Origin of the sequence: Psychrobacter sp. DAB_AL43B, assembly GCF_900168255.1 — a bacterium.
In the GTDB taxonomy this organism is placed as follows: domain Bacteria; phylum Pseudomonadota; class Gammaproteobacteria; order Pseudomonadales; family Moraxellaceae; genus Psychrobacter.
Genome location: NZ_LT799838.1, coordinates 3,188,544 through 3,213,672, shown reverse-complemented (window position 1 = coordinate 3,213,672; position 25,129 = coordinate 3,188,544). Strand labels below are relative to the sequence as shown.

The 25,129-nt window shown below is 43.5% G+C and carries 13 protein-coding genes, 4 tRNA genes and 6 rRNA genes; 19 read left to right on the top strand and 4 right to left on the bottom strand.

What is annotated here, in order from left to right; all coding sequences use genetic code 11:
• Window positions 1-488: 488 nt before the first annotated feature.
• The 13 genes from DABAL43B_RS13700 (at window position 489) to DABAL43B_RS13640 (ending at window position 13,939) form a co-directional block, all read left to right on the top strand.
• Window positions 489-2,027, top strand: a 16S ribosomal RNA gene (locus tag DABAL43B_RS13700).
• Window positions 2,028-2,118: 91 nt separating this feature from the next.
• Window positions 2,119-2,195, top strand: a tRNA-Ile gene (locus DABAL43B_RS13695).
• Window positions 2,196-2,206: 11 nt separating this feature from the next.
• Window positions 2,207-2,282: transfer RNA gene (locus tag DABAL43B_RS13690), tRNA-Ala, on the top strand.
• Between the two features lie 347 nt (window positions 2,283-2,629).
• Window positions 2,630-5,491, top strand: a 23S ribosomal RNA gene (locus DABAL43B_RS13685).
• Window positions 5,492-5,679: 188 nt separating this feature from the next.
• Window positions 5,680-5,794 (top strand): 5S ribosomal RNA (gene rrf / locus DABAL43B_RS13680).
• Window positions 5,795-6,928: 1,134 nt separating this feature from the next.
• Window positions 6,929-8,467, top strand: a 16S ribosomal RNA gene (locus DABAL43B_RS13675).
• 91 nt (window positions 8,468-8,558) lie between these two features.
• Window positions 8,559-8,635: transfer RNA gene (locus tag DABAL43B_RS13670), tRNA-Ile, on the top strand.
• 11 nt (window positions 8,636-8,646) lie between these two features.
• A tRNA-Ala gene (locus tag DABAL43B_RS13665) sits at window positions 8,647-8,722 on the top strand.
• Window positions 8,723-9,069: 347 nt separating this feature from the next.
• Window positions 9,070-11,931, top strand: a 23S ribosomal RNA gene (locus tag DABAL43B_RS13660).
• Window positions 11,932-12,119: 188 nt separating this feature from the next.
• Window positions 12,120-12,234 (top strand): 5S ribosomal RNA (gene rrf / locus DABAL43B_RS13655).
• The 16S, 23S and 5S rRNA genes sit together here with 4 tRNA genes alongside, the layout of an rRNA operon.
• A gap of 210 nt (window positions 12,235-12,444) precedes the next feature.
• Window positions 12,445-13,104: a hypothetical protein gene (locus DABAL43B_RS13650; protein WP_079692896.1), complete on the top strand. Its 660-nt coding sequence runs from the start codon at window positions 12,445-12,447 to the stop codon at window positions 13,102-13,104.
• Between the two features lie 88 nt (window positions 13,105-13,192).
• Window positions 13,193-13,540, top strand: coding sequence for a hypothetical protein (locus DABAL43B_RS13645; RefSeq protein WP_079692895.1), 348 nt, complete (start codon window positions 13,193-13,195; stop codon window positions 13,538-13,540).
• Window positions 13,541-13,555: 15 nt separating this feature from the next.
• Window positions 13,556-13,939: a hypothetical protein gene (locus DABAL43B_RS13640; RefSeq protein ID WP_079692894.1), complete on the top strand. Its 384-nt coding sequence runs from the start codon at window positions 13,556-13,558 to the stop codon at window positions 13,937-13,939.
• Window positions 13,940-13,968: 29 nt separating this feature from the next.
• Here the strand turns inward: DABAL43B_RS13640 and DABAL43B_RS13635 are convergent, their stop codons facing one another.
• Window positions 13,969-14,220, bottom strand: coding sequence for a DUF1289 domain-containing protein (locus DABAL43B_RS13635; RefSeq protein ID WP_079692893.1), 252 nt, complete (start codon window positions 14,218-14,220; stop codon window positions 13,969-13,971).
• Window positions 14,221-14,394: 174 nt separating this feature from the next.
• Here DABAL43B_RS13635 and DABAL43B_RS13630 point away from each other — a divergent pair, with 174 nt between their 5' ends.
• The 3 genes from DABAL43B_RS13630 (at window position 14,395) to DABAL43B_RS13620 (ending at window position 17,891) form a co-directional block, all read left to right on the top strand.
• Window positions 14,395-15,051: a YqiA/YcfP family alpha/beta fold hydrolase gene (locus DABAL43B_RS13630; protein WP_079692892.1), complete on the top strand. Its 657-nt coding sequence runs from the start codon at window positions 14,395-14,397 to the stop codon at window positions 15,049-15,051.
• Window positions 15,052-15,161: 110 nt separating this feature from the next.
• The gene (parE, locus tag DABAL43B_RS13625; protein WP_079692891.1) at window positions 15,162-17,048 is read left to right on the top strand and encodes a DNA topoisomerase IV subunit B; all 1,887 of its coding nucleotides are present in this window, start codon (window positions 15,162-15,164) and stop codon (window positions 17,046-17,048) included.
• A 150-nt stretch (window positions 17,049-17,198) separates the two neighbouring features.
• Window positions 17,199-17,891: a lysophospholipid acyltransferase family protein gene (locus DABAL43B_RS13620; RefSeq protein WP_079692890.1), complete on the top strand. Its 693-nt coding sequence runs from the start codon at window positions 17,199-17,201 to the stop codon at window positions 17,889-17,891.
• Between the two features lie 157 nt (window positions 17,892-18,048).
• On the opposite strand, the gene DABAL43B_RS13615 is transcribed toward DABAL43B_RS13620, so the two are convergent.
• Window positions 18,049-18,714: an SDR family NAD(P)-dependent oxidoreductase gene (locus DABAL43B_RS13615; protein ID WP_079692889.1), complete on the bottom strand. Its 666-nt coding sequence runs from the start codon at window positions 18,712-18,714 to the stop codon at window positions 18,049-18,051.
• Window positions 18,715-18,987: 273 nt separating this feature from the next.
• Here DABAL43B_RS13615 and DABAL43B_RS13610 point away from each other — a divergent pair, with 273 nt between their 5' ends.
• Entirely contained in the window at window positions 18,988-19,368 is a 381-nt protein-coding gene (locus DABAL43B_RS13610) for a hypothetical protein (protein WP_227516700.1), read from the top strand.
• Between the two features lie 143 nt (window positions 19,369-19,511).
• Here the strand turns inward: DABAL43B_RS13610 and DABAL43B_RS13605 are convergent, their stop codons facing one another.
• Window positions 19,512-21,293 carry a mechanosensitive ion channel gene (locus tag DABAL43B_RS13605; RefSeq protein WP_079692888.1) on the bottom strand — a complete coding sequence of 594 codons (1,782 nt, stop codon included), beginning with the start codon at window positions 21,291-21,293 and terminating at the stop codon, window positions 19,512-19,514.
• 403 nt (window positions 21,294-21,696) lie between these two features.
• Between DABAL43B_RS13605 and DABAL43B_RS13600 the strand changes: the two genes are divergently transcribed.
• Window positions 21,697-22,428, top strand: a complete 732-nt coding sequence (locus DABAL43B_RS13600; RefSeq protein WP_079692887.1) for an FKBP-type peptidyl-prolyl cis-trans isomerase — start codon at window positions 21,697-21,699, stop codon at window positions 22,426-22,428.
• A gap of 221 nt (window positions 22,429-22,649) precedes the next feature.
• Here DABAL43B_RS13600 and argA read toward each other — a convergent pair whose 3' ends face one another.
• A complete protein-coding gene (argA, locus tag DABAL43B_RS13595; protein ID WP_079692886.1) occupies window positions 22,650-23,972 on the bottom strand; it encodes an amino-acid N-acetyltransferase in 1,323 nt (440 codons plus the stop codon).
• Window positions 23,973-24,360: 388 nt separating this feature from the next.
• On the opposite strand from argA, the gene DABAL43B_RS13590 reads away from it, so the two are divergent.
• Window positions 24,361-24,948, top strand: coding sequence for a hypothetical protein (locus tag DABAL43B_RS13590; RefSeq protein WP_079693136.1), 588 nt, complete (start codon window positions 24,361-24,363; stop codon window positions 24,946-24,948).
• The last annotated feature ends 181 nt before the right edge of the window (window positions 24,949-25,129 follow it).

The following is a 25,129-nucleotide window of genomic DNA, read 5'->3' as shown; positions in this document are numbered from 1 at the left end:
GTTTACATTTACTTTAACACCAATTAAAAAATAAGTTCTTGACAATCTATTAAAAGCGTCTATAATACGCACCTCAGCAAAGGAAGCTGGCAAATAAGTTAACAAACTTATAACCCAGATAACCCGTTGAAACGAATTAGAATAAAGGGTTGACAGACTATTTCATTGTGATATACTAGTCAGCTCGCTAAACAAGATAAGCAAATGGCTTAGACTGATTAGCAAGAACATCATCTACTGGACGACAGTAGAGTGATACTATTTAAAAGCATAACTAAAGAACAACTTGTGTGGATTTTTGCTGATTCAGAATGCATAAAAATAAAGTTGGTTGACTCTCTTTTCGAGAGAATGCTAACTATAAAAATTATCATTTAAGACAGTAAAAAAACTCAAAGTTAATTCATTACGAACATAATTTTTAGCGATTTTGCCAGATTAGATGAGCCAAGTTTAGTAGCCTCTTTAAAGGGTTACATAGCAAGATTAAACTGAAGAGTTTGATCATGGCTCAGATTGAACGCTGGCGGCAGGCTTAACACATGCAAGTCGAGCGGTAACATTTCTAGCTTGCTAGAAGATGACGAGCGGCGGACGGGTGAGTAATACTTAGGAATCTACCTAGTAGTGGGGGATAGCTCGGGGAAACTCGAATTAATACCGCATACGACCTACGGGAGAAAGGGGGCAACTTGTTGCTCTCGCTATTAGATGAGCCTAAGTCGGATTAGCTAGATGGTGGGGTAAAGGCCTACCATGGCGACGATCTGTAGCTGGTCTGAGAGGATGATCAGCCACACCGGGACTGAGACACGGCCCGGACTCCTACGGGAGGCAGCAGTGGGGAATATTGGACAATGGGGGAAACCCTGATCCAGCCATGCCGCGTGTGTGAAGAAGGCCTTTTGGTTGTAAAGCACTTTAAGCAGTGAAGAAGACTCCATGGTTAATACCCATGGACGATGACATTAGCTGCAGAATAAGCACCGGCTAACTCTGTGCCAGCAGCCGCGGTAATACAGAGGGTGCAAGCGTTAATCGGAATTACTGGGCGTAAAGGGAGCGTAGGTGGCTCGATAAGTCAGATGTGAAATCCCCGGGCTCAACCTGGGAACTGCATCTGATACTGTTGAGCTAGAGTATGTGAGAGGAAGGTAGAATTCCAGGTGTAGCGGTGAAATGCGTAGAGATCTGGAGGAATACCGATGGCGAAGGCAGCCTTCTGGCATAATACTGACACTGAGGCTCGAAAGCGTGGGTAGCAAACAGGATTAGATACCCTGGTAGTCCACGCCGTAAACGATGTCTACTAGTCGTTGGGTCCCTTGAGGACTTAGTGACGCAGCTAACGCAATAAGTAGACCGCCTGGGGAGTACGGCCGCAAGGTTAAAACTCAAATGAATTGACGGGGGCCCGCACAAGCGGTGGAGCATGTGGTTTAATTCGATGCAACGCGAAGAACCTTACCTGGTCTTGACATATCTAGAATCCTGCAGAGATGCGGGAGTGCCTTCGGGAATTAGAATACAGGTGCTGCATGGCTGTCGTCAGCTCGTGTCGTGAGATGTTGGGTTAAGTCCCGCAACGAGCGCAACCCTTGTCCTTAGTTACCAGCGGGTTAAGCCGGGAACTCTAAGGATACTGCCAGTGACAAACTGGAGGAAGGCGGGGACGACGTCAAGTCATCATGGCCCTTACGACCAGGGCTACACACGTGCTACAATGGTAGGTACAGAGGGCAGCTACACAGCGATGTGATGCGAATCTCAAAAAGCCTATCGTAGTCCGGATTGGAGTCTGCAACTCGACTCCATGAAGTAGGAATCGCTAGTAATCGCGGATCAGAATGCCGCGGTGAATACGTTCCCGGGCCTTGTACACACCGCCCGTCACACCATGGGAGTTGATTGCACCAGAAGTGGATAGCTTAACCTTCGGGAAGGCGTTCACCACGGTGTGGTTGATGACTGGGGTGAAGTCGTAACAAGGTAGCCGTAGGGGAACCTGCGGCTGGATCACCTCCTTATAGACGCATTCGGTCAGCAAGAATTCACAACAAGTTGTTCTTTAGTTTAGCTAGTATTTATTATTAGCGCTTTGCCTTTACAGGCAGACACAGGCCTGTAGCTCAGCTGGTTAGAGCACCGTGTTGATAACGCGGGGGTCGGCAGTTCAAGTCTGCCCAGGCCTACCATTATTATATACGGGGCCATAGCTCAGTTGGTAGAGCGCCTGCCTTGCACGCAGGAGGTCAACGGTTCGACTCCGTTTGGCTCCACCATAATAAATACGATAGTAAATATATAAAATAAGCATAAACAGAATTAAATGATTGTAACTGATTATTTACTTCTGTTTTATACAGAATCTGTGACTCGATGAGAGCATAGAAACTATTTAAAAACATAGATATGAGTCTGGGTTAGGAACACGTGTTCACGCGTTGTTCCTAACCTTAATAACTCACTACTTAACGACATCAGTTGTTATCCCAGTAGTGAGTTATTAAAAAAGTAAAGAGAACTGAATCAAGCGTATAAACATAGGTGATATCGTTATCATAATTAGACTTATATAGCACTTAGAAGTTAAGATCTATTTATAGATCAAGACTACTTGGGGTTGTATGGTCAAGTAATGAAGCGCACATGGTGGATGCCTTGGCAGTCAGAGGCGATGAAAGACGTGACAGCCTGCGATAAGCTTCGGGGAGGCGGCAATATCCTGTGATCCGGAGATTTCTGAATGGGGAAACCCACCTACCATAAGGTAGGTATCTTGTACTTGTACAAGAAGCGAACGAGGGGAAGTGAAACATCTCAGTACCCTTAGGAATAGACATCAAATGAGATTCCCCAAGTAGCGGCGAGCGAACGGGGAGAAGCCGATTAATGCTAATGTAGAAGAACAGCGTGGGAAAGCTGACCGTAGTAGGTGATAGTCCTGTATTCGAAACATTAGCGTTAACATATTAAGTAGGGCGGGACACGAGAAATCCTGTCTGAAGATGGGGGGACCATCCTCCAAGGCTAAATACTCCTGACTGACCGATAGTGAACCAGTACCGTGAGGGAAAGGCGAAAAGAACCCCTGTGAGGGGAGTGAAATAGAACCTGAAACCGTGTGCGTACAAGCAGTGGGAGCCTTAATTTATTAGGGTGACCGCGTACCTTTTGTATAATGGGTCAGCGACTTATGTTCTGTAGCAAGGTTAACCGTTTAGGGGAGCCGTAGGGAAACCGAGTCTTAATAGGGCGTTTAGTTGCAGGGCATAGACCCGAAACCGAGTGATCTATCCATGAGCAGGTTGAAAGTGCCGTAACAGGCACCGGAGGACCGAACCCACTGTCGTTGAAAAGCCAGGGGATGACTTGTGGATAGGGGTGAAAGGCTAATCAAACTCGGTGATAGCTGGTTCTCCCCGAAAGCTATTTAGGTAGCGCCTCGGACGAACACCATTGGGGGTAGAGCACTGTTTCGGCTAGGGGGTCATACCGACTTACCAAACCGATGCAAACTCCGAATACCGATGAGTGATATCCGGGAGACACACAGTGGGTGCTAACGTCCATTGTGGAGAGGGAAACAACCCAGACCGCCAGCTAAGGCCCCAAATTCCTAGTTAAGTGGGAAACGAGGTGGGAAGGCATAGACAGCTAGGAGGTTGGCTTAGAAGCAGCCATCCTTTAAAGAAAGCGTAATAGCTCACTAGTCGAGTCGGCCTGCGCGGAAGATGTAACGGGGCTCAAACTAGGAGCCGAAGCTGCGGATTTGAATTTGTTTTCAAGTGGTAGGGGAGCGTTGTGTAAGCCTGTGAAGGTGTGTCGTAAGGCATGCTGGAGGTATCACAAGAGCGAATGCTGACGTGAGTAACGATAATGCGAGTGAAAAGCTCGCACGCCGGAAGATCAAGGGTTCCAGTCCAACGTTAATCGGGGCTGGGTGAGTCGACCCCTAAGGCGAGGCCGAAAGGCGTAGTCGATGGGAAATTGGTTAATATTCCAATACTTGTTTATAATGCGATGGAGGGACGGAGTAGGTTATGCCAGCCTGGCGTTGGTTGTCCAGGTGGAAGGATGTAGGTAGACAGTTTAGGCAAATCCGGACTGTCATTATACTGAGATCTGATAGCAAGCTGTACTTGTACAGCGAAGTGGCAAATACCATGCTTCCAGGAAAAGCTTCTAAGCAATAGTTATAAACGAATCGTACCCTAAACCGACACAGGTGATCAGGTAGAGAATACCAAGGCGCTTGAGAGAACTCTGCTGAAGGAACTAGGCAAAATGGTACCGTAACTTCGGGAGAAGGTACGCTGCCGATGGTGATAGGACTTGCTCCTTGAGCTGTTGGCAGTCGCAGATACCAGGCTGCTGCAACTGTTTATTAAAAACACAGCACTCTGCAAACACGAAAGTGGACGTATAGGGTGTGATGCCTGCCCGGTGCTGGAAGGTTAATTGATGGGGTTAGCGTAAGCGAAGCTCTTGATCGAAGCCCCAGTAAACGGCGGCCGTAACTATAACGGTCCTAAGGTAGCGAAATTCCTTGTCAGGTAAGTTCTGACCTGCACGAATGGCATAATGATGGCAGCGCTGTCTCCAGCAGAGACTCAGTGAAATCGAAATCGCAGTGAAGATGCTGTGTACCCGCGGCTAGACGGAAAGACCCCGTGAACCTTTACTACAGCTTTACATTGAACTTTGACCTGACTTGTGCAGGATAGGTGGGAGGCTTTGAAGCAGACACGCTAGTGTTTGTGGAGCCAATCTTGAAATACCACCCTGGTCATGTCGGGGTTCTAACTCAGGTATAACAATACCGAGGACAATGTATGGTGGGTAGTTTGACTGGGGCGGTCTCCTCCTAAAGAGTAACGGAGGAGTACGAAGGTGCGCTCAGAACGGTCGGAAATCGTTCATAGAGTATAAAGGCAAAAGCGCGCTTAACTGCGAGACCCACAAGTCGAGCAGGTACGAAAGTAGGTCTTAGTGATCCGGTGGTTCTGTATGGAAGGGCCATCGCTCAACGGATAAAAGGTACTCTGGGGATAACAGGCTGATACCGCCCAAGAGTTCATATCGACGGCGGTGTTTGGCACCTCGATGTCGGCTCATCTCATCCTAGGGCTGAAGCAGGTCCTAAGGGTATGGCTGTTCGCCATTTAAAGAGGTACGCGAGCTGGGTTTAGAACGTCGTGAGACAGTTCGGTCCCTATCTACCGTGGGCGTTGGAAATTTGAGAGGATCTGCTCCTAGTACGAGAGGACCAGAGTGGACGAACCTCTGGTGTTCGGGTTGTCACGCCAGTGGCATTGCCCGGTAGCTACGTTCGGATGGGATAACCGCTGAAAGCATCTAAGCGGGAAGCCCACCTCAAGATAAGATTTCCCTAAAGAGCCGTTGAAGACTACGACGTTGATAGGCAGGGTGTGGAAGCACAGCGATGTGTGTAGCTAACCTGTACTAATTGCTCGTTTGGCTTGACCATACAACACCCAAGTGGTTTGTATGAAAGCTCTAATTAATCTATCTTGTATAGCTTTATGCTATAACATAGAAAGTAATATTTCGATATCACCTTTAACCTTGATTCAGTTAGGTTACAAGTTGATCGACCAATAGATAATATCTTGACGTCAAACAATAAAAATAACAGACTCATATCTAACCCCCTTTGCTGACGACAATAGCACGATGGCCCCACCTGATCCCTTCCCGAACTCAGAAGTGAAACATCGTCGCGCCAATGGTAGTGTGGGTCCGCCCATGTGAGAGTAGGTCATCGTCAGCTCTCTATTCCTAGAAAACCCCCGACTAGTTATCTAGACGGGGGATTTTCTTTGTGCGGGATTTGGGGCTTTAGGGAGCTATATAAAACGCTGGTGATGAAAAAGGTCTGAGAGATGCCGCTTCGCAGTTCAAGCGGTCATGCTTTACTCCAAAGAAGTTGACACTGTTTTTTAGGACTTGCTTTTCATTAAACAACCTTATATATCCTAAAAGCTGCTTTTAATTATTTGAAAGAGGTTTTTGCACAACAAAGGTATTTAAGAAAGATTTATAGCACTTTCTTTTGCTAAATGCTAACTTTAGAAATTCTCCTTATCACTTCAACGTAGAAAGTATGGCAATTTCCAACTTTAAAAGTATTGTTTTCTACTTAAAGTTGAGTATTTTTTTATTTTATAAAGTGAATGTTAAAAGACAGTGCTATCAAAAAAGTTAAAATAAATACCCAAAGGTACGTTTTGTAGAGCAAAACACTGTCATGGTGGTAGCATTTCACAAGAAATTTGCTTAATTATTAAATAAACCCCACAAACCCCTTGACCCCTCCCTGAAACTGCGTATAATACGCCCCTATCGGAACGAAGCTATACATATTAGGGCAAGTGATTGATCACTTAGTACTGAAGTTTAGCGAGATTGGCATTAGAGTTTACATTTACTTTAACACCAATTAAAAAATAAGTTCTTGACAATCTATTAAAAGCGTCTATAATACGCACCTCAGCAAAGGAAGCTGGCAAATAAGTTAACAAACTTATAACCCAGATAACCCGTTGAAACGAATTAGAATAAAGGGTTGACAGACTATTTCATTGTGATATACTAGTCAGCTCGCTAAACAAGATAAGCAAATGGCTTAGACTGATTAGCAAGAACATCATCTACTGGACGACAGTAGAGTGATACTATTTAAAAGCATAACTAAAGAACAACTTGTGTGGATTTTTGCTGATTCAGAATGCATAAAAATAAAGTTGGTTGACTCTCTTTTCGAGAGAATGCTAACTATAAAAATTATCATTTAAGACAGTAAAAAAACTCAAAGTTAATTCATTACGAACATAATTTTTAGCGATTTTGCCAGATTAGATGAGCCAAGTTTAGTAGCCTCTTTAAAGGGTTACATAGCAAGATTAAACTGAAGAGTTTGATCATGGCTCAGATTGAACGCTGGCGGCAGGCTTAACACATGCAAGTCGAGCGGTAACATTTCTAGCTTGCTAGAAGATGACGAGCGGCGGACGGGTGAGTAATACTTAGGAATCTACCTAGTAGTGGGGGATAGCTCGGGGAAACTCGAATTAATACCGCATACGACCTACGGGAGAAAGGGGGCAACTTGTTGCTCTCGCTATTAGATGAGCCTAAGTCGGATTAGCTAGATGGTGGGGTAAAGGCCTACCATGGCGACGATCTGTAGCTGGTCTGAGAGGATGATCAGCCACACCGGGACTGAGACACGGCCCGGACTCCTACGGGAGGCAGCAGTGGGGAATATTGGACAATGGGGGAAACCCTGATCCAGCCATGCCGCGTGTGTGAAGAAGGCCTTTTGGTTGTAAAGCACTTTAAGCAGTGAAGAAGACTCCATGGTTAATACCCATGGACGATGACATTAGCTGCAGAATAAGCACCGGCTAACTCTGTGCCAGCAGCCGCGGTAATACAGAGGGTGCAAGCGTTAATCGGAATTACTGGGCGTAAAGGGAGCGTAGGTGGCTCGATAAGTCAGATGTGAAATCCCCGGGCTCAACCTGGGAACTGCATCTGATACTGTTGAGCTAGAGTATGTGAGAGGAAGGTAGAATTCCAGGTGTAGCGGTGAAATGCGTAGAGATCTGGAGGAATACCGATGGCGAAGGCAGCCTTCTGGCATAATACTGACACTGAGGCTCGAAAGCGTGGGTAGCAAACAGGATTAGATACCCTGGTAGTCCACGCCGTAAACGATGTCTACTAGTCGTTGGGTCCCTTGAGGACTTAGTGACGCAGCTAACGCAATAAGTAGACCGCCTGGGGAGTACGGCCGCAAGGTTAAAACTCAAATGAATTGACGGGGGCCCGCACAAGCGGTGGAGCATGTGGTTTAATTCGATGCAACGCGAAGAACCTTACCTGGTCTTGACATATCTAGAATCCTGCAGAGATGCGGGAGTGCCTTCGGGAATTAGAATACAGGTGCTGCATGGCTGTCGTCAGCTCGTGTCGTGAGATGTTGGGTTAAGTCCCGCAACGAGCGCAACCCTTGTCCTTAGTTACCAGCGGGTTAAGCCGGGAACTCTAAGGATACTGCCAGTGACAAACTGGAGGAAGGCGGGGACGACGTCAAGTCATCATGGCCCTTACGACCAGGGCTACACACGTGCTACAATGGTAGGTACAGAGGGCAGCTACACAGCGATGTGATGCGAATCTCAAAAAGCCTATCGTAGTCCGGATTGGAGTCTGCAACTCGACTCCATGAAGTAGGAATCGCTAGTAATCGCGGATCAGAATGCCGCGGTGAATACGTTCCCGGGCCTTGTACACACCGCCCGTCACACCATGGGAGTTGATTGCACCAGAAGTGGATAGCTTAACCTTCGGGAAGGCGTTCACCACGGTGTGGTTGATGACTGGGGTGAAGTCGTAACAAGGTAGCCGTAGGGGAACCTGCGGCTGGATCACCTCCTTATAGACGCATTCGGTCAGCAAGAATTCACAACAAGTTGTTCTTTAGTTTAGCTAGTATTTATTATTAGCGCTTTGCCTTTACAGGCAGACACAGGCCTGTAGCTCAGCTGGTTAGAGCACCGTGTTGATAACGCGGGGGTCGGCAGTTCAAGTCTGCCCAGGCCTACCATTATTATATACGGGGCCATAGCTCAGTTGGTAGAGCGCCTGCCTTGCACGCAGGAGGTCAACGGTTCGACTCCGTTTGGCTCCACCATAATAAATACGATAGTAAATATATAAAATAAGCATAAACAGAATTAAATGATTGTAACTGATTATTTACTTCTGTTTTATACAGAATCTGTGACTCGATGAGAGCATAGAAACTATTTAAAAACATAGATATGAGTCTGGGTTAGGAACACGTGTTCACGCGTTGTTCCTAACCTTAATAACTCACTACTTAACGACATCAGTTGTTATCCCAGTAGTGAGTTATTAAAAAAGTAAAGAGAACTGAATCAAGCGTATAAACATAGGTGATATCGTTATCATAATTAGACTTATATAGCACTTAGAAGTTAAGATCTATTTATAGATCAAGACTACTTGGGGTTGTATGGTCAAGTAATGAAGCGCACATGGTGGATGCCTTGGCAGTCAGAGGCGATGAAAGACGTGACAGCCTGCGATAAGCTTCGGGGAGGCGGCAATATCCTGTGATCCGGAGATTTCTGAATGGGGAAACCCACCTACCATAAGGTAGGTATCTTGTACTTGTACAAGAAGCGAACGAGGGGAAGTGAAACATCTCAGTACCCTTAGGAATAGACATCAAATGAGATTCCCCAAGTAGCGGCGAGCGAACGGGGAGAAGCCGATTAATGCTAATGTAGAAGAACAGCGTGGGAAAGCTGACCGTAGTAGGTGATAGTCCTGTATTCGAAACATTAGCGTTAACATATTAAGTAGGGCGGGACACGAGAAATCCTGTCTGAAGATGGGGGGACCATCCTCCAAGGCTAAATACTCCTGACTGACCGATAGTGAACCAGTACCGTGAGGGAAAGGCGAAAAGAACCCCTGTGAGGGGAGTGAAATAGAACCTGAAACCGTGTGCGTACAAGCAGTGGGAGCCTTAATTTATTAGGGTGACCGCGTACCTTTTGTATAATGGGTCAGCGACTTATGTTCTGTAGCAAGGTTAACCGTTTAGGGGAGCCGTAGGGAAACCGAGTCTTAATAGGGCGTTTAGTTGCAGGGCATAGACCCGAAACCGAGTGATCTATCCATGAGCAGGTTGAAAGTGCCGTAACAGGCACCGGAGGACCGAACCCACTGTCGTTGAAAAGCCAGGGGATGACTTGTGGATAGGGGTGAAAGGCTAATCAAACTCGGTGATAGCTGGTTCTCCCCGAAAGCTATTTAGGTAGCGCCTCGGACGAACACCATTGGGGGTAGAGCACTGTTTCGGCTAGGGGGTCATACCGACTTACCAAACCGATGCAAACTCCGAATACCGATGAGTGATATCCGGGAGACACACAGTGGGTGCTAACGTCCATTGTGGAGAGGGAAACAACCCAGACCGCCAGCTAAGGCCCCAAATTCCTAGTTAAGTGGGAAACGAGGTGGGAAGGCATAGACAGCTAGGAGGTTGGCTTAGAAGCAGCCATCCTTTAAAGAAAGCGTAATAGCTCACTAGTCGAGTCGGCCTGCGCGGAAGATGTAACGGGGCTCAAACTAGGAGCCGAAGCTGCGGATTTGAATTTGTTTTCAAGTGGTAGGGGAGCGTTGTGTAAGCCTGTGAAGGTGTGTCGTAAGGCATGCTGGAGGTATCACAAGAGCGAATGCTGACGTGAGTAACGATAATGCGAGTGAAAAGCTCGCACGCCGGAAGATCAAGGGTTCCAGTCCAACGTTAATCGGGGCTGGGTGAGTCGACCCCTAAGGCGAGGCCGAAAGGCGTAGTCGATGGGAAATTGGTTAATATTCCAATACTTGTTTATAATGCGATGGAGGGACGGAGTAGGTTATGCCAGCCTGGCGTTGGTTGTCCAGGTGGAAGGATGTAGGTAGACAGTTTAGGCAAATCCGGACTGTCATTATACTGAGATCTGATAGCAAGCTGTACTTGTACAGCGAAGTGGCAAATACCATGCTTCCAGGAAAAGCTTCTAAGCAATAGTTATAAACGAATCGTACCCTAAACCGACACAGGTGATCAGGTAGAGAATACCAAGGCGCTTGAGAGAACTCTGCTGAAGGAACTAGGCAAAATGGTACCGTAACTTCGGGAGAAGGTACGCTGCCGATGGTGATAGGACTTGCTCCTTGAGCTGTTGGCAGTCGCAGATACCAGGCTGCTGCAACTGTTTATTAAAAACACAGCACTCTGCAAACACGAAAGTGGACGTATAGGGTGTGATGCCTGCCCGGTGCTGGAAGGTTAATTGATGGGGTTAGCGTAAGCGAAGCTCTTGATCGAAGCCCCAGTAAACGGCGGCCGTAACTATAACGGTCCTAAGGTAGCGAAATTCCTTGTCAGGTAAGTTCTGACCTGCACGAATGGCATAATGATGGCAGCGCTGTCTCCAGCAGAGACTCAGTGAAATCGAAATCGCAGTGAAGATGCTGTGTACCCGCGGCTAGACGGAAAGACCCCGTGAACCTTTACTACAGCTTTACATTGAACTTTGACCTGACTTGTGCAGGATAGGTGGGAGGCTTTGAAGCAGACACGCTAGTGTTTGTGGAGCCAATCTTGAAATACCACCCTGGTCATGTCGGGGTTCTAACTCAGGTATAACAATACCGAGGACAATGTATGGTGGGTAGTTTGACTGGGGCGGTCTCCTCCTAAAGAGTAACGGAGGAGTACGAAGGTGCGCTCAGAACGGTCGGAAATCGTTCATAGAGTATAAAGGCAAAAGCGCGCTTAACTGCGAGACCCACAAGTCGAGCAGGTACGAAAGTAGGTCTTAGTGATCCGGTGGTTCTGTATGGAAGGGCCATCGCTCAACGGATAAAAGGTACTCTGGGGATAACAGGCTGATACCGCCCAAGAGTTCATATCGACGGCGGTGTTTGGCACCTCGATGTCGGCTCATCTCATCCTAGGGCTGAAGCAGGTCCTAAGGGTATGGCTGTTCGCCATTTAAAGAGGTACGCGAGCTGGGTTTAGAACGTCGTGAGACAGTTCGGTCCCTATCTACCGTGGGCGTTGGAAATTTGAGAGGATCTGCTCCTAGTACGAGAGGACCAGAGTGGACGAACCTCTGGTGTTCGGGTTGTCACGCCAGTGGCATTGCCCGGTAGCTACGTTCGGATGGGATAACCGCTGAAAGCATCTAAGCGGGAAGCCCACCTCAAGATAAGATTTCCCTAAAGAGCCGTTGAAGACTACGACGTTGATAGGCAGGGTGTGGAAGCACAGCGATGTGTGTAGCTAACCTGTACTAATTGCTCGTTTGGCTTGACCATACAACACCCAAGTGGTTTGTATGAAAGCTCTAATTAATCTATCTTGTATAGCTTTATGCTATAACATAGAAAGTAATATTTCGATATCACCTTTAACCTTGATTCAGTTAGGTTACAAGTTGATCGACCAATAGATAATATCTTGACGTCAAACAATAAAAATAACAGACTCATATCTAACCCCCTTTGCTGACGACAATAGCACGATGGCCCCACCTGATCCCTTCCCGAACTCAGAAGTGAAACATCGTCGCGCCAATGGTAGTGTGGGTCCGCCCATGTGAGAGTAGGTCATCGTCAGCTCTCTATTCCTAGAAAACCCCCTTCTGCGTTAGCAGAAGGGGGTTTTCTTTGTGCGGGATTTCTTTGATTATTAAAATTAGTTATTATTTTTGAATTAATATTTCAAAGTTATCTTAAATTCTTCTTAGTTGATATAATGAATTTTAGGTTAAAGTCTATTAAAATTTAAATTTTAAGTATTGACCAACTATTTTTATATAGGGAAAGAAAATGCCTAGTCCAGAACTTATTGCATGGATAACATTATCTAAAGAAATATTGCTTGGGCTAGCTGCATTAGTTGCAATTGTTGTAGGAGTCTATGGAATAAGAGCTTGGAAAAGAGATCTCGTAGGTAAAGAAGTATATATAGCGACAAAAAAACTTGTCAAGGAAAGTCATATTATTTCTAAAGCTGCTGTTAGTTTACGAGATCCTACCTATCGAAGCGAAGAACGTCACTTCACTCAAGAGGAAGTTCTTCATTCTACGGAACTGGAGCGTTGGAGCAGAAACGAAAGTAAGGTATATAATTTACGCATAGACAAGTTTATTGATATTCAAGAAAATTATAGCCTTGCTAAACTCGATTTGAGGATATTAATTGGATCCAAAGCATATGAAAAATTTTTACCATTTGATCGCTTGATAGCTGAATCATTAAATCTTGTGATTTTTTACCTAGAATTAATACATGATGAAAATTATGTTTCCTCACCTGAGTTACCAATAATAATCGATGCGCAAAAAGCAATGTATCCATCTAGTAATCTCGATGATGAATTGACTGCAAATCTCCATGATGCACGTGAAGAAGCTGAAAAATCGCTTCTCAAGTATTTACATCGCAATAGTATCCGAGGATATAGAGTGTTACATAAAACGTATTAAATATATTATACTTATTTTTTGAAAATTAATTTTTTGAAAATCTTTCCAACTTAGCTATTAATATTGTAAGCAGAGAGATATTTATACAATGACTTTTAATCACATTATTACAGATTGGAAATTTTGGTCTGCTTTTTTTGCTCTCTTAGCCTTGATACTTTCTCAAATGCCGCCTATCCATATTCTTCTACGTAGAGCTAAACTAGATTTAGAAGTGTATTCTAGAATATTTATTACGCATAAAGTCGGTAATCCTAACCTACAAATCCATCTTATATTACGCAATATTGGCGGACGAGTTATCCGTGTAAAAAAGATGAATGCAGTTATATTAAGGGATAACAAAAAAGTTATGTCTTTACCTGCTCAAACTTATGTTGCAAATCAAAAAGATAATCAACTGGTATTACTAACAAGTTTTGATTTAAAACCTTAAACCGAATGGAGTCATTTGGTAAGCTTTCTTAATTACTTTGATAGAAGTGATGAAAAATTATACCGAGAAGCAGAAATTAAACTTAAGAACGAAATCTCACGTCGAATAGATGAGTCTGGAGAAAAGAATCGTGTAGAGGCTCCATCTGAAGTAGTTGAACCGTTTTATAATTTATTAGAAAGTAATTTTAAATGGTTTTCAGGTGATTACCTTTTGGAGATTGTTATAGAAACAAATACTCCGAGAGCCAATGTATCTAGAAAATATCGATTTACTATATTTGAATCACAGACTGAAAGTCTTATGGATCATAAAAAAGGATATCCTAGTGGGGATGCTATTTTCTGGGAATCTGCATACTATGTTGGACAGTCAGTAGAAATCGAAGAAAAAAAATAGCTAAAAAAATCCAATTGCCTTAAATATTTTCAAAACAACTCACCCACCTCTTCAAAATCAAACCCCAACTGCTCCCCTTTACGCTGTCTAATCTGCTCAATGCGTTGCTTACGACCAACTATGAGCCGTAGCACTTCACGACGTTGCTCTGTCGTCATCTCATGCCATAACTGACGCTCAGGGCGACTGCGCAGGCAACCAAAGCAATAGCCTTTTTTATTGCTTTGACAAACACCAATACAGGGATTGGCAATCTCGAACAGTTCAAACTGCTGATTCATGGCGACTCCATCGCTATTATTGTCATTCCTTTGACCTGCATAAATCTATTATGTCGTAACTAGTGAATAATAGTGTGCCGTTTAATTGTTACTATTTTCTTTGAGCGGGTGCTATGCTCAACTCTAATCGTCTATATTTAACGATCATAACAAAATTAATAAGTGAGATTATACGTGAACATTATTTATATTCATGGATTAGATAGTGATGCCAACTCTACCAAAGGAGTGTTGCTAGAACGCTATTGTCAGCAAAACCATCCTGATATTAATGTATTACGTCCGGATTTAAATAAATCGCCAAGCCAAGTTTTTAGCCAAATATTATCATTAGTAGAAAGTTTGAATAATAATGTTGAAGATGCGCAGTTTGAATCTACTCAAACGGTATTAGTAGGTAGCTCGTTAGGTGGATATTTTTCCACCTTAGTTAGCAACCATACAGGCTGTCCGGCGCTATTATTGAACCCTAGTACTCAGCCACACGTTACTTTACAGCGCTTTGCCGATAAATTAGTTCTAGATAGTCAAAGCGAAGAAGCAGCGTCTGGAAATCGAATTTTTTATACCACGACAGGAGGTTGGGCAATCACACACTCAGATTTGCAATGGTTTGAAGCGCATCAGTTATTAAACGTTCATTATCCTAATAAAGTCTCTGTACTAATCAAAGAAGGTGATGAACTATTAAACCCTGAGCTGTCTAAACAGTTTTATAAAGAGCAGGGAGCGACGGTAAACGTACAAGCTGGTGGCGATCACAGGTTTAGTGACTTTGCTGAGCAATTACCAATGGTGATTAATAGGTTAGGGCAGTTAGTACAGGATTAACTAGACGACATTATATGACGTAAGCGACTGACTATTACCGTTAATGTCGCGATTTTTGGTTATAATGGTTCAATAGAATTAACCATACATGAATAGTTAAGGATGCATTTGTGAGTCAATATAATGCGCAATCGTTAGAAGTTTTAGAAGGGCTTGAGCCGGTACGTCGTCGTCCTGGTATGTATACAGATACTACGCGTCCTAATCATTTGGCACAGGAAGTGATTGATAACTCAGTTGATGAGGCGTTGGGTGGTTATGCCAAAATTATCAAAGTTCAATTACATAGCGATGGTTCGTTATCGGTTGAAGATGATGGCCGTGGTATGCCAACCGATATTCATCCCGAATTTAATCAATCCGGTATTGAGCTAATTTTAACTCGCTTACATGCAGGTGGTAAATTTTCAACTTCTAATTATGAAGTGTCAGGCGGCTTACATGGGGTAGGTATCTCCGTCGTCAATGCCTTATCAACGCGAGTTGAGGTGACAGTATGGCGTGATAGTACGCAGTTTGAGATGGCGTTTGAGAACGGAGCGCCAGTGACGACTCTAACTGAGACTATTAGCTCAAATAAACGTAAACGTGGTACCAAAGTGCACTTTTGGGCAGACGGCAGTTTTTTTGATACGCCAAAGTTTAATGTGAAGCAACTTAAACACAATTTAAAAGCCAAAGCGGTGCTAGCAGCTGGGCTGACGATTGAATTCATCGATGATATCAATAATGAAAAAGTGGTCTGGCAATTTACTGATGGGGTTGTTGAATATTTAGATGAGCAGCTAGACGGTCTTGAGACGTTACCGCCTGAGCCTTTTTATTATCATTATGATGCCAAGAAAGGCGAGCGTGCTGGTATTACTTTTGCGTTGTCTTGGTTGCCTGATGGCGGTACGCCGATTCAAGAAAGCTATGTGAATCTTATCCCGACGGCTCAGGGCGGCACACATGTTAATGGTCTGCGTACAGGTATTTTAGAGGCGCTACGTGAGTTTTGTGATATTCATAATTTACTACCGCGTAGTGTAAAGCTGACCGCAGAAGATGTGTGGGACGGGATTAATTACATCTTGTCGCTTAAATTTTCTGAGCCGCAGTTTTCAGGACAAACCAAAGAGCGTTTATCGAGTCGTGAAGCGGCTGGAGCGGTACAAACGTTGGCAAAAGATGCCTTTAGCTTGTGGTTAAATCAACATGCCGATCTGGGTGCACAGATTGCAGAGTTGGCCATCAATAAAGCGGGACGCCGCCTTAAATCTGCTAAAAAAGTAGCCCGTAAAAAAATCACTCAAGGTCCCGCTTTGCCCGGTAAGCTCGCTGACTGTCGTGGTGATTTACGCGATGGAGCAGAACTGTTTTTGGTAGAAGGGGACTCTGCGGGTGGTAGTGCTAAACAAGCTCGCGACCGCCACTATCAAGCGATATTACCCTTGCGTGGTAAGATTTTAAACACTTGGGAGGTATCATCAGACACGGTATTATCAAGTCAAGAAATCCATGATATTGCTATCGCTATCGGTGTTGATCCGGCTTCCGATGATTTGTCTGAGCTGCGTTATGATAAGGTATGCATTTTGGCAGATGCTGATTCCGATGGACTGCATATTGCCACGCTCATCTGCGCTTTATTCGTTAAACATTTCCCTGCATTGGTAGATGCAGGTCATTTATTTGTGGCGATGCCACCTTTATACCGAGTGGACGTGGGTAAAGAGGTGCATTACGCGTTAGATGAGCCTGAGCTAAAACACATTTTGGCAAAAGTACCTGGCAATAAAAAAGCTCAAATTACACGCTTTAAAGGCCTAGGTGAGATGAGTGCAGAGCAGCTACGTGAGACCACCATGAACCGTGATACTCGTCGTTTAGTACAGCTGGATATGGATGACATGATATTGACCAACAGTGTGATGGATATGCTGTTGGCTAAGAAGCGTGCTGCTGATCGCAAATCATGGCTTGAGAACAAAGGCAACCTAGCTGACATCTCATAAGTGCTATCAGTGAACAGCCACTATCAAGCGGCTATCATTATTTATATTTATGATTAAGTAAGCTATAACATAACAAAATCATGCAAAATCCAGCTTAGTGGCAGAAGCTTAGTGTTATTATACGAGTATCTTTTACTATATGGTGCCGTCATGACATCAAAGTTTTTTAATCGCTCTAAAGCTGCTGCTCAATCTACGCGCTCTAAGATATTACCAAGACTTAGCAAAAAGCAGCTAGGTAATTTAGTGCCAAGACGTGGTAATAAAGTTGCCCCAGTAATCGCTGCAGCTTTATTAAAAGCTGCAGGTTGGCGTACGGTTGGAGAGATTCCAAATATTCCACAGGCAGTTGTGTTAGCGCTTCCGCATACGTCGAATGTCGATGGTGTTTATGCGATACCCGGTTTATTTGCTCTTGACCTAAAAATCAGCATCATGGGCAAACATACGTTATTTAAAATACCAGTACTTGCACAGCTGTTGAATTGGATAGGTGTTGTTCCTATTGATCGCAGTAATAAAGGCTCAGTCCTACAAGCCAGTATTGATCGATTCAAAACTGGTGAACCACTGTTTTTAGGATTGTCGCCAGAAGGTACACGCGAGTACACGAAAAACTGGAAAACTGGTTTTTACTATCTAGCCGTGGGCGCTGGTGTGCCCATCTTGCCGGTAGCGCTCGACTATAAAACCAAAGAAATACGTTTTATGTCTTTGGTTTATCCTACCGGGAATATCGAAGCGGATTTGCCGAAAATATATGCTCAGTATCAAGGTGTTTTGCCAAGACATCCTGAGCGCCTGTCGCAGCCATTAAAGGACGTTAATAATTTAGCTGGTTAATATTATTTTTAAAACAGTCATTCACAAGCATCTATACATAAAAACCCCTGATATGAATGTATCAGGGGTTTTGATCTTTATTCTAAGGGTTTGGTTCAATGCTATGTGGTATAAGCAATTTACTAGCCTATAGGCATTTTAAAAGTGCAGTTAACCATTAACTAGAAGCGCTAACACCACCATTGACAGGCAGATTAACACCGGTAATCATTGCTGCATCATCACTGGCCAAAAACATAATGGCGGCTGTAATATCAACAGGTGTCGCTGTTTTTCCTAGTGGAGAGTGGGTCAAAAAAGGATTTGAACTGGTATCCGTTGTCACTAAGCCAGCAGCTACTGCATTAATACGCACACCATTTGGTGCGTTTTTTAATGCCATTGCCTTTGTGGTATCAGTCAAGCTGTTTTGTTCAGCTTTATAGGTATTAATATTCCAATCGGCTGCTATAGCAGTTAGCGTTGATACATTAACGATATTACCTTTTGTTTTTATTAAATATGGAATGACTGATTGATGAATACCAACGGCAGTATCTATATTGACCATCACATCAATATGCTCATATTTCTCGAGCACATGCTCTATTAATCTTACAATTTGGGTTGGATCATTAACATCACTGGTTATTGTAAGGTGGTTACCTGTATTGATCCATGTGTGATCTTGCGGAAGCTCCTTGTAGATATACTCTAACAGGTCATGATTAATGCCGACCAGTATGCAATTAGCGCCTTCTCTTGCGAACCTAGTAGCCGTTGCACGACCAATATCTGAATCTGCACCTGTTATGATAACGGTTTTTTCTTTAAAGCGTTTCATGATGTTCTGTCCTTATTATCATACGATAGTCATTAAATAAGTAAAATTGATAAACAATTTTTAGACATTTTATAATCTATAAATCGATATGCCAGCGCTACGGCTTTTATATCATCATAACAAGCCACTGCTATGAAAGCGACTGTGTATAATTGTTCTTATATAGTTTGATTTTTCGCTAAGTAGTGCGGCAATGACAATCACGATAGCATGATGTGTGTAAGTTGCAACGTACACTATGCCATATTTATTTGATACCAAAAGGTTGGGACTGTGTCTGATTTTTTAGGTCGGCATTATGTGCTGATATTTTATGGACAGGAGTCAGAAGGGCAGCATAGCAAGGCGACTATTCAACCAAATCTGTCAAAAATTGCGCAAGACGTTGCCACACGTTTACCAGTTGCTGAGCTTCATCATATCATTGTGCTGGGTATCGATTTTATAACTGAAGCTGAAGATACTTTCATTGATATTGATCTATGGATTCAGCCAGTAGCTGCTATGACCCAACGCGAACGTCAGCTGACCAAGCAAATACAGCGCTTACATCAGCAAAGTCAGAATCATGATCAGCGCTCTCATCACAGTCTGGATGAACCAGAGAATTCAAAAGCTAGGCAAATAATTCAGGAGCCTAAGAAAAATCTATAAGTTAATGAATTACCATGGCTTCAGATAAATGTCTCTATCCCAGCACGCAATGGTGAATTCTAAATAAAATATGAATCATCAACCATAAAAAAAGACAGCCTGAGCTGTCTTTCTTTTGTGCAAAATAAATTAATAATGAGGAGTTATTTTAAATTGTCATCATCATCTTTGTTAGTAAAACCACTACCGGTGGTGAAATTATTACTATTGTCGTCAGTTTCGATATGTGTGACATCAACCGTATCTGAACCTAAATGATTAGAAGTACGTGAATCTGAACCTAATTGAGTAGGAGTACTTGTATTAGGGTTATCAAGATCTGTACCTACTACAGGAGTGGTAGTTGCTACTGGCTTCGTAGTTGCTACAGGAGTGCTATTTGTCGCCGCGCTCGGTGTGTTCTCACGAACCGAAGACGCAAATTTATCTTGAGTCGATGAACTCGGATTTAAAGCAGATTTCGCTTTTGCTTCGTCACGTTCTCTGTCCATTTTGTCCTGCATTTTGCGTAGGAAGCGTGCTGCTGCTTCTTGACCACCAAGACCAAACGATAGGGCAAATGCAACCGCCACCGCACCTAGGGTTAGACCAAATGCTAGGTTAACAATAGAATCAGCAATACCCATTGCTTTTAGACCCATGGCAAGTACTAAGCCCATGATTAGTACACGAACGATATTTGCTAGGAATTGCGAACCTTGTTCAGAACGCTCGACGACACCAGCAATGATGTTGGCAAGCCAGAAACCAATAAACAGGATGATCGCGCCTAGGATGATATTGGCACCGAAAGCGATAAACATTGTAATGATTGCTGAGATAGGCTCAAAACCTAGTAAGTCAGCTGCTGCGATAGAGGCAAACAACATCGCAAAGAAAATAATTGCATAGCCGACTAAGTCAGAAACTCTCTGATTACCCATAGCATCTTGAAGACCAACTTTGGCGGGTAATTGATTGATCTGAGTGTTTTCAATTAAGCCTTTAATAATGTTAGCGACCATACGCATGATATAGTAAGTCACTACTAAAATTGCTATCGCCATAAGAATATTAGGCAACGCTGCAGTGATTTTATTAAGCATGTTGGTTGCAGGACGAGCAATGACTTCGATCTTCAACGCTTCTAAGGCTGCGATGATAGTAGGGATAATGATGACTAAAAAGGCTAAAGACCCTGCTATATTAGGTAATTTGTTTTGATCATTTAAGCCGGCTTTTGAAGCCAATGCTTGTACGTCAAACGTTGCCACTAAGTTGGTAACGATGCCACGCACGACTTTAGCGATAACATAACCAATCAGCAGTATGATCCCAGCTTTCAAGATATTGGGAATTGCGTCAAATATTTGGCTGACCATGATACTTAAAGGAGCAAACAAACCATCAAGCTCTAACTGACCTAGTACCATCGTTAGTACTATCAGTAAGATAAACCAATAAACGATGTCAGCAATAGTGCTGCTCATAGGTTTCACGCCCGCATGAGCACTTAAACGCTCATCCATCGTTGTTTTGGCGAGTCCAGCATTGATAGCGGTACGTGCAACGGTTGCAATAACCCAACCGATTACACCAACAGCAATTGCGCCAATGAGATTAGGAATAAATGCCAATACTTGATTGACCATATTCGCAAACGGTGTCGAAATAGAATTTAGATTTAATTGGCTAAGCGCGCCTGAAATAGCAATGATGAAGATAAACCAAAATACAATCTTCGAGATAATGCCCTCTAGATCGTAGCTTTTACCGGTTGAAGAATTCATACGCTGGTTGAGATTGACTTTAGATAACACACCGCGCACAAGCGCAGCAATACCGAGGGCAACCAGCCAGCCAATGATGAAAATCAAAATAGCGCCGATGATGGAACCTATAGGGCCACCAAGATAACCGTTGAACGATGTAAACATTGGATTCATCCTGTCCTCCTTGAATAATCATGTATAAGCGATTAAGTAATGCATGCTGCTAAATATGAGCATTTTTACTTTTAGCAAACACATACCTAATTATTAGTATTTTTAATTAAAATTATTTAAGAACGTAGTTGTAGACTGACTTTGGCGATTGTTAACAAAATCTACGTTCTGTTACTTGTTACCTTAACTAATTTAGCTTAGCTGATGTAATGATAGATTTAAAGACAGAAAGCTTAACCACTTACTATAGTTGTGTGATAAGTTGTTATTTTTGCGGCAAATATTAACATAGACTGTACATTTGACCGATAATTTCAAGGGAATCATAGCCCCCAAAACTAAGATTTGCTATTATAAGAGAATGTGACATCTCGCCACTATTATTACAATTTGAGAGTATTCTATGAAAAAAATTACTACCCTAAGCGTCGGTGCACTTGCTAGCGCTATGTTATTAATCACAGGTTGTAGCACTAACAACGGTAATCAAGAAACCGCAGCCCAAAGCGTTTCTGTCACTGAGCAAAGCCCAGCAAATGAAAAAGTGGGTTATAGTTTGGGCTTTATGATGGCGGAAGGAAATAAAGAAGCAGTTGGCGATTTGGATCTTGATACCTTTGAGAAAGGCTTTCGTGACGGCTATGAAGGTAAAGACTCAGCGTTGACTAAAGAGCAAATGGAAGAAGTATTGATGACTTATCAAAAAGACCAAGAAGAGAAGTTTGTGAAAGATATGGAAAGCAAAGCGGGTGAAAATAAAACCAAAGGCGCGGCATTCCTAGCAGAGAATGGTAAGAAAGCAGGCGTAAAAACCACAGCTTCGGGTCTACAATATAAAGTAGTGACCGCAGGTACTGGCAAATCACCAAAAGCAACTGACGTGGTTGAAGTAAATTACGAAGGTAAATTGATCGACGGTACTGTATTCGACAGCTCTTATGAGCGCGGTGAGCCAATTGAATTCCCACTCAATCAAGTTATTGCTGGCTGGACTGAAGGTCTACAGTTGATGAAAGAGGGTGGTAAATACGAGTTTTATATTCCAGCTGATATCGCTTATGGCGAAGCGGGCAACGCAGGTATCGAGCCTAACAGCACGCTTATCTTTACTGTTGAGCTATTAAAAGTAAAATAATGCGTTATTAGCATTGTTAAGAAGCAATGATAAAAGATATCTATAAAAGATAATAAGAAAGCCCTCTAATATTAGAGGGCTTTTTTTGTAACGGGTTTTGTGGCAGGTTTTATGACTGATTTTGTAACGCAAGCTATTAGGATTGAAGATTTTTTAATTCAACAGCATAGGGTTTGCACAACCGATATCAGTGAGCGTATTAGAGTCAATTCAGGCGTTACCTAAAGATTTTTTTGAAAAACTTTAGAATTACGACCATTATTATATTGCTCGCGCCGTGCTTCAGGTAAGGCGCTCGCCTCAACTTCAGCAAAACCTTGCTCGACAAACCAATGCGCGGTACGAGTGGTGAGTACAAATAGCTTGTGTAGCCCATGGCTGCGGGCTTGTTGCTCTAAAAACGCCAGCAAATCAGCCCCGCGGCTACCGCTGCGATATTCAGGATGTACCGCGACGCAGGCAACCTCCGCTGAATCTGCATCGAGCGGATAAAGTGCTGCACAGCCTAAAATCATGCCATCGCGCTCAATGACGCTATAGTTGTCAATCTCTTGCTCCAAACGCTCGCGTGAGCGGCTAACCAAGATGCCTTGCTCTTCTAGCGGCGATAATAGTTCTATCAGCCCCACCACATCGTCGATGTCAGCACGGCGAATCTCTTCATAAGGGTCGTGGCTAATCAGTGTCCCAGAGCCATCACGAGTGAATAGCTCCTCGAGTAGCGCACCATCTTTGGCGTATGAGATGATGTGGGTGCGATGAACGCCTTGACGACAAGCATTACTGGCACAGCTTAAAAAGTAATTAATCTCACAGTTCAAATCACGGTCACGTAAGAAGCGGTCGACTTCATTTGGAATCATTTCACGTAATAAACGATCATCGTGATTGATACCGGCTTCCTCGCCCAAGAATATAAGTTTGTCAGCGCCAAGTGCTACGGCTGCACTCAGAGCCACGTCTTCAGCCAGTAAGTTGAAAACTTCCCCAGTCGCCGAATAACCCATTGAGCCTAAAATCACAATATGGTCGTGTATTAGGTTATTTTTAATCGCTTCAACGTCGATAGAGCGTACTTCGCCCGTCATCTGGTAATCAACGCCATCACGGATACCATAAGGACGAGCGGTCACAAAGTTACCTGAAACCGCATCAATGCGCGAGCCATACATGGGTGAGTTTGCAAGCCCCATCGACAGTTGGGCTTCAATCTGCAAGCGAATAGCACCAACGGCTTGTAATATAGAAGGCATTGCGACGCGGGGTGTCACGCGAATGTCTTGATGCAGTGGCGATGTGATATCAGCATCTTTGAGGTTTTTTTCGATTTGTGGTCGCGCACCATGCACCAATACCAGCTTGATACCCAAGCTATGCAATAAAGCAAAGTCATGAATCAGTGTACTAAAATTTGGATGATTGACCGCTTCACCGCCAAACATAATCACGAACGTTTTGCCGCGATGCGTATTGATATAAGGGGCAGAATTACGGAACCAATGGACGTATTCAGGGTTGATCTGGGGCATGGCGCTAGTAGTCATAATGGCAGCAATAGTCGTTAGAATAAGAAAAAGGGCATGACAGAAAATGCTTGTCGCTAAAGGATCGCTAAAGATTTACCATAGCAAAAAACGCCGTTATGAGCTATCTTTTATTTCAGTGGCTTAATAAGCCTTTCTAGCTGATTAATGATATACACAACCTCAACACGCGGTTAGTATACGTATAAACGCTTTTTGTTATGCTAAGCGCTATTGCTTTCCAGATAGCTTACGCAGATAATTGATAAAAATAATGAAGTTCAAAAAACTAACATGATTAAGTATAAGAATATATGATGATAGCTTGCTCACCATCATACATTTTAAAAAACCATTAAATTTTATTAGCTTCGTTTTACCGATACATTAACCAGGGATAATGAATGTCATGAAGAAAAGTAACCATTTTGCTAATCCATTCAGTGCATGGAGCGGACACCGCTTGTTTCATGTTGTCGCCGGTACGCTCGTTGGCGTAATGGCAGTAACGCAGGCATCAGCGATGTTGCCCACGCCAGAACAAGCGGTTGATAATTCAGTGGCTGTTCAGTCAAATACCAACCAAGCCAGTCAGTCAAATGCGCAAGCGGTCAATAGTAAAATCACCGCGTCATTGATTAGTGTGGATGCCAATGGTCAAGAAGTGCTGGTTCCTGTGACGGCAAATACGCGTTTGCAGTCAGGTAATGTCCTAGAGTATCAAGGCTATTTTACCAATACCAATGCTGATCGAGTCCGGAAAATGACCGTGACGATGAGCATCCCAGAACAAGTGGAATTGCTGCGCGCCGTCTCTCCTGATTTTCCCTATGGCAGTGCGGACGGCAATACTTTTGCCCGTATGCCGTTACGTGGAAAGGTTGACAATCAGCTGCAAGAAATTCCTTTAAAGTTCTATAAAGCAGTACGCTGGGACCTTGAAGGCGTTGGGCTTAATGATACCGTCGCAGTTAAATACCGTGCGCGTGTTAAATAAGTAACCCGTTTTTAAGTGCATGATTTTAAGTGAATAGTTTTAAGTGACTGATTTTAAGTAAATGCTTTACTACTAGGTTTTGCTTAATCGGTATTTGCTTAGCATTTAGTTAGTATTTACAGCATTAAAGAAAGCACCACAGTTTATTGCTGCGGTGCTTTTTTGTCGTCAGCAGTGGAGT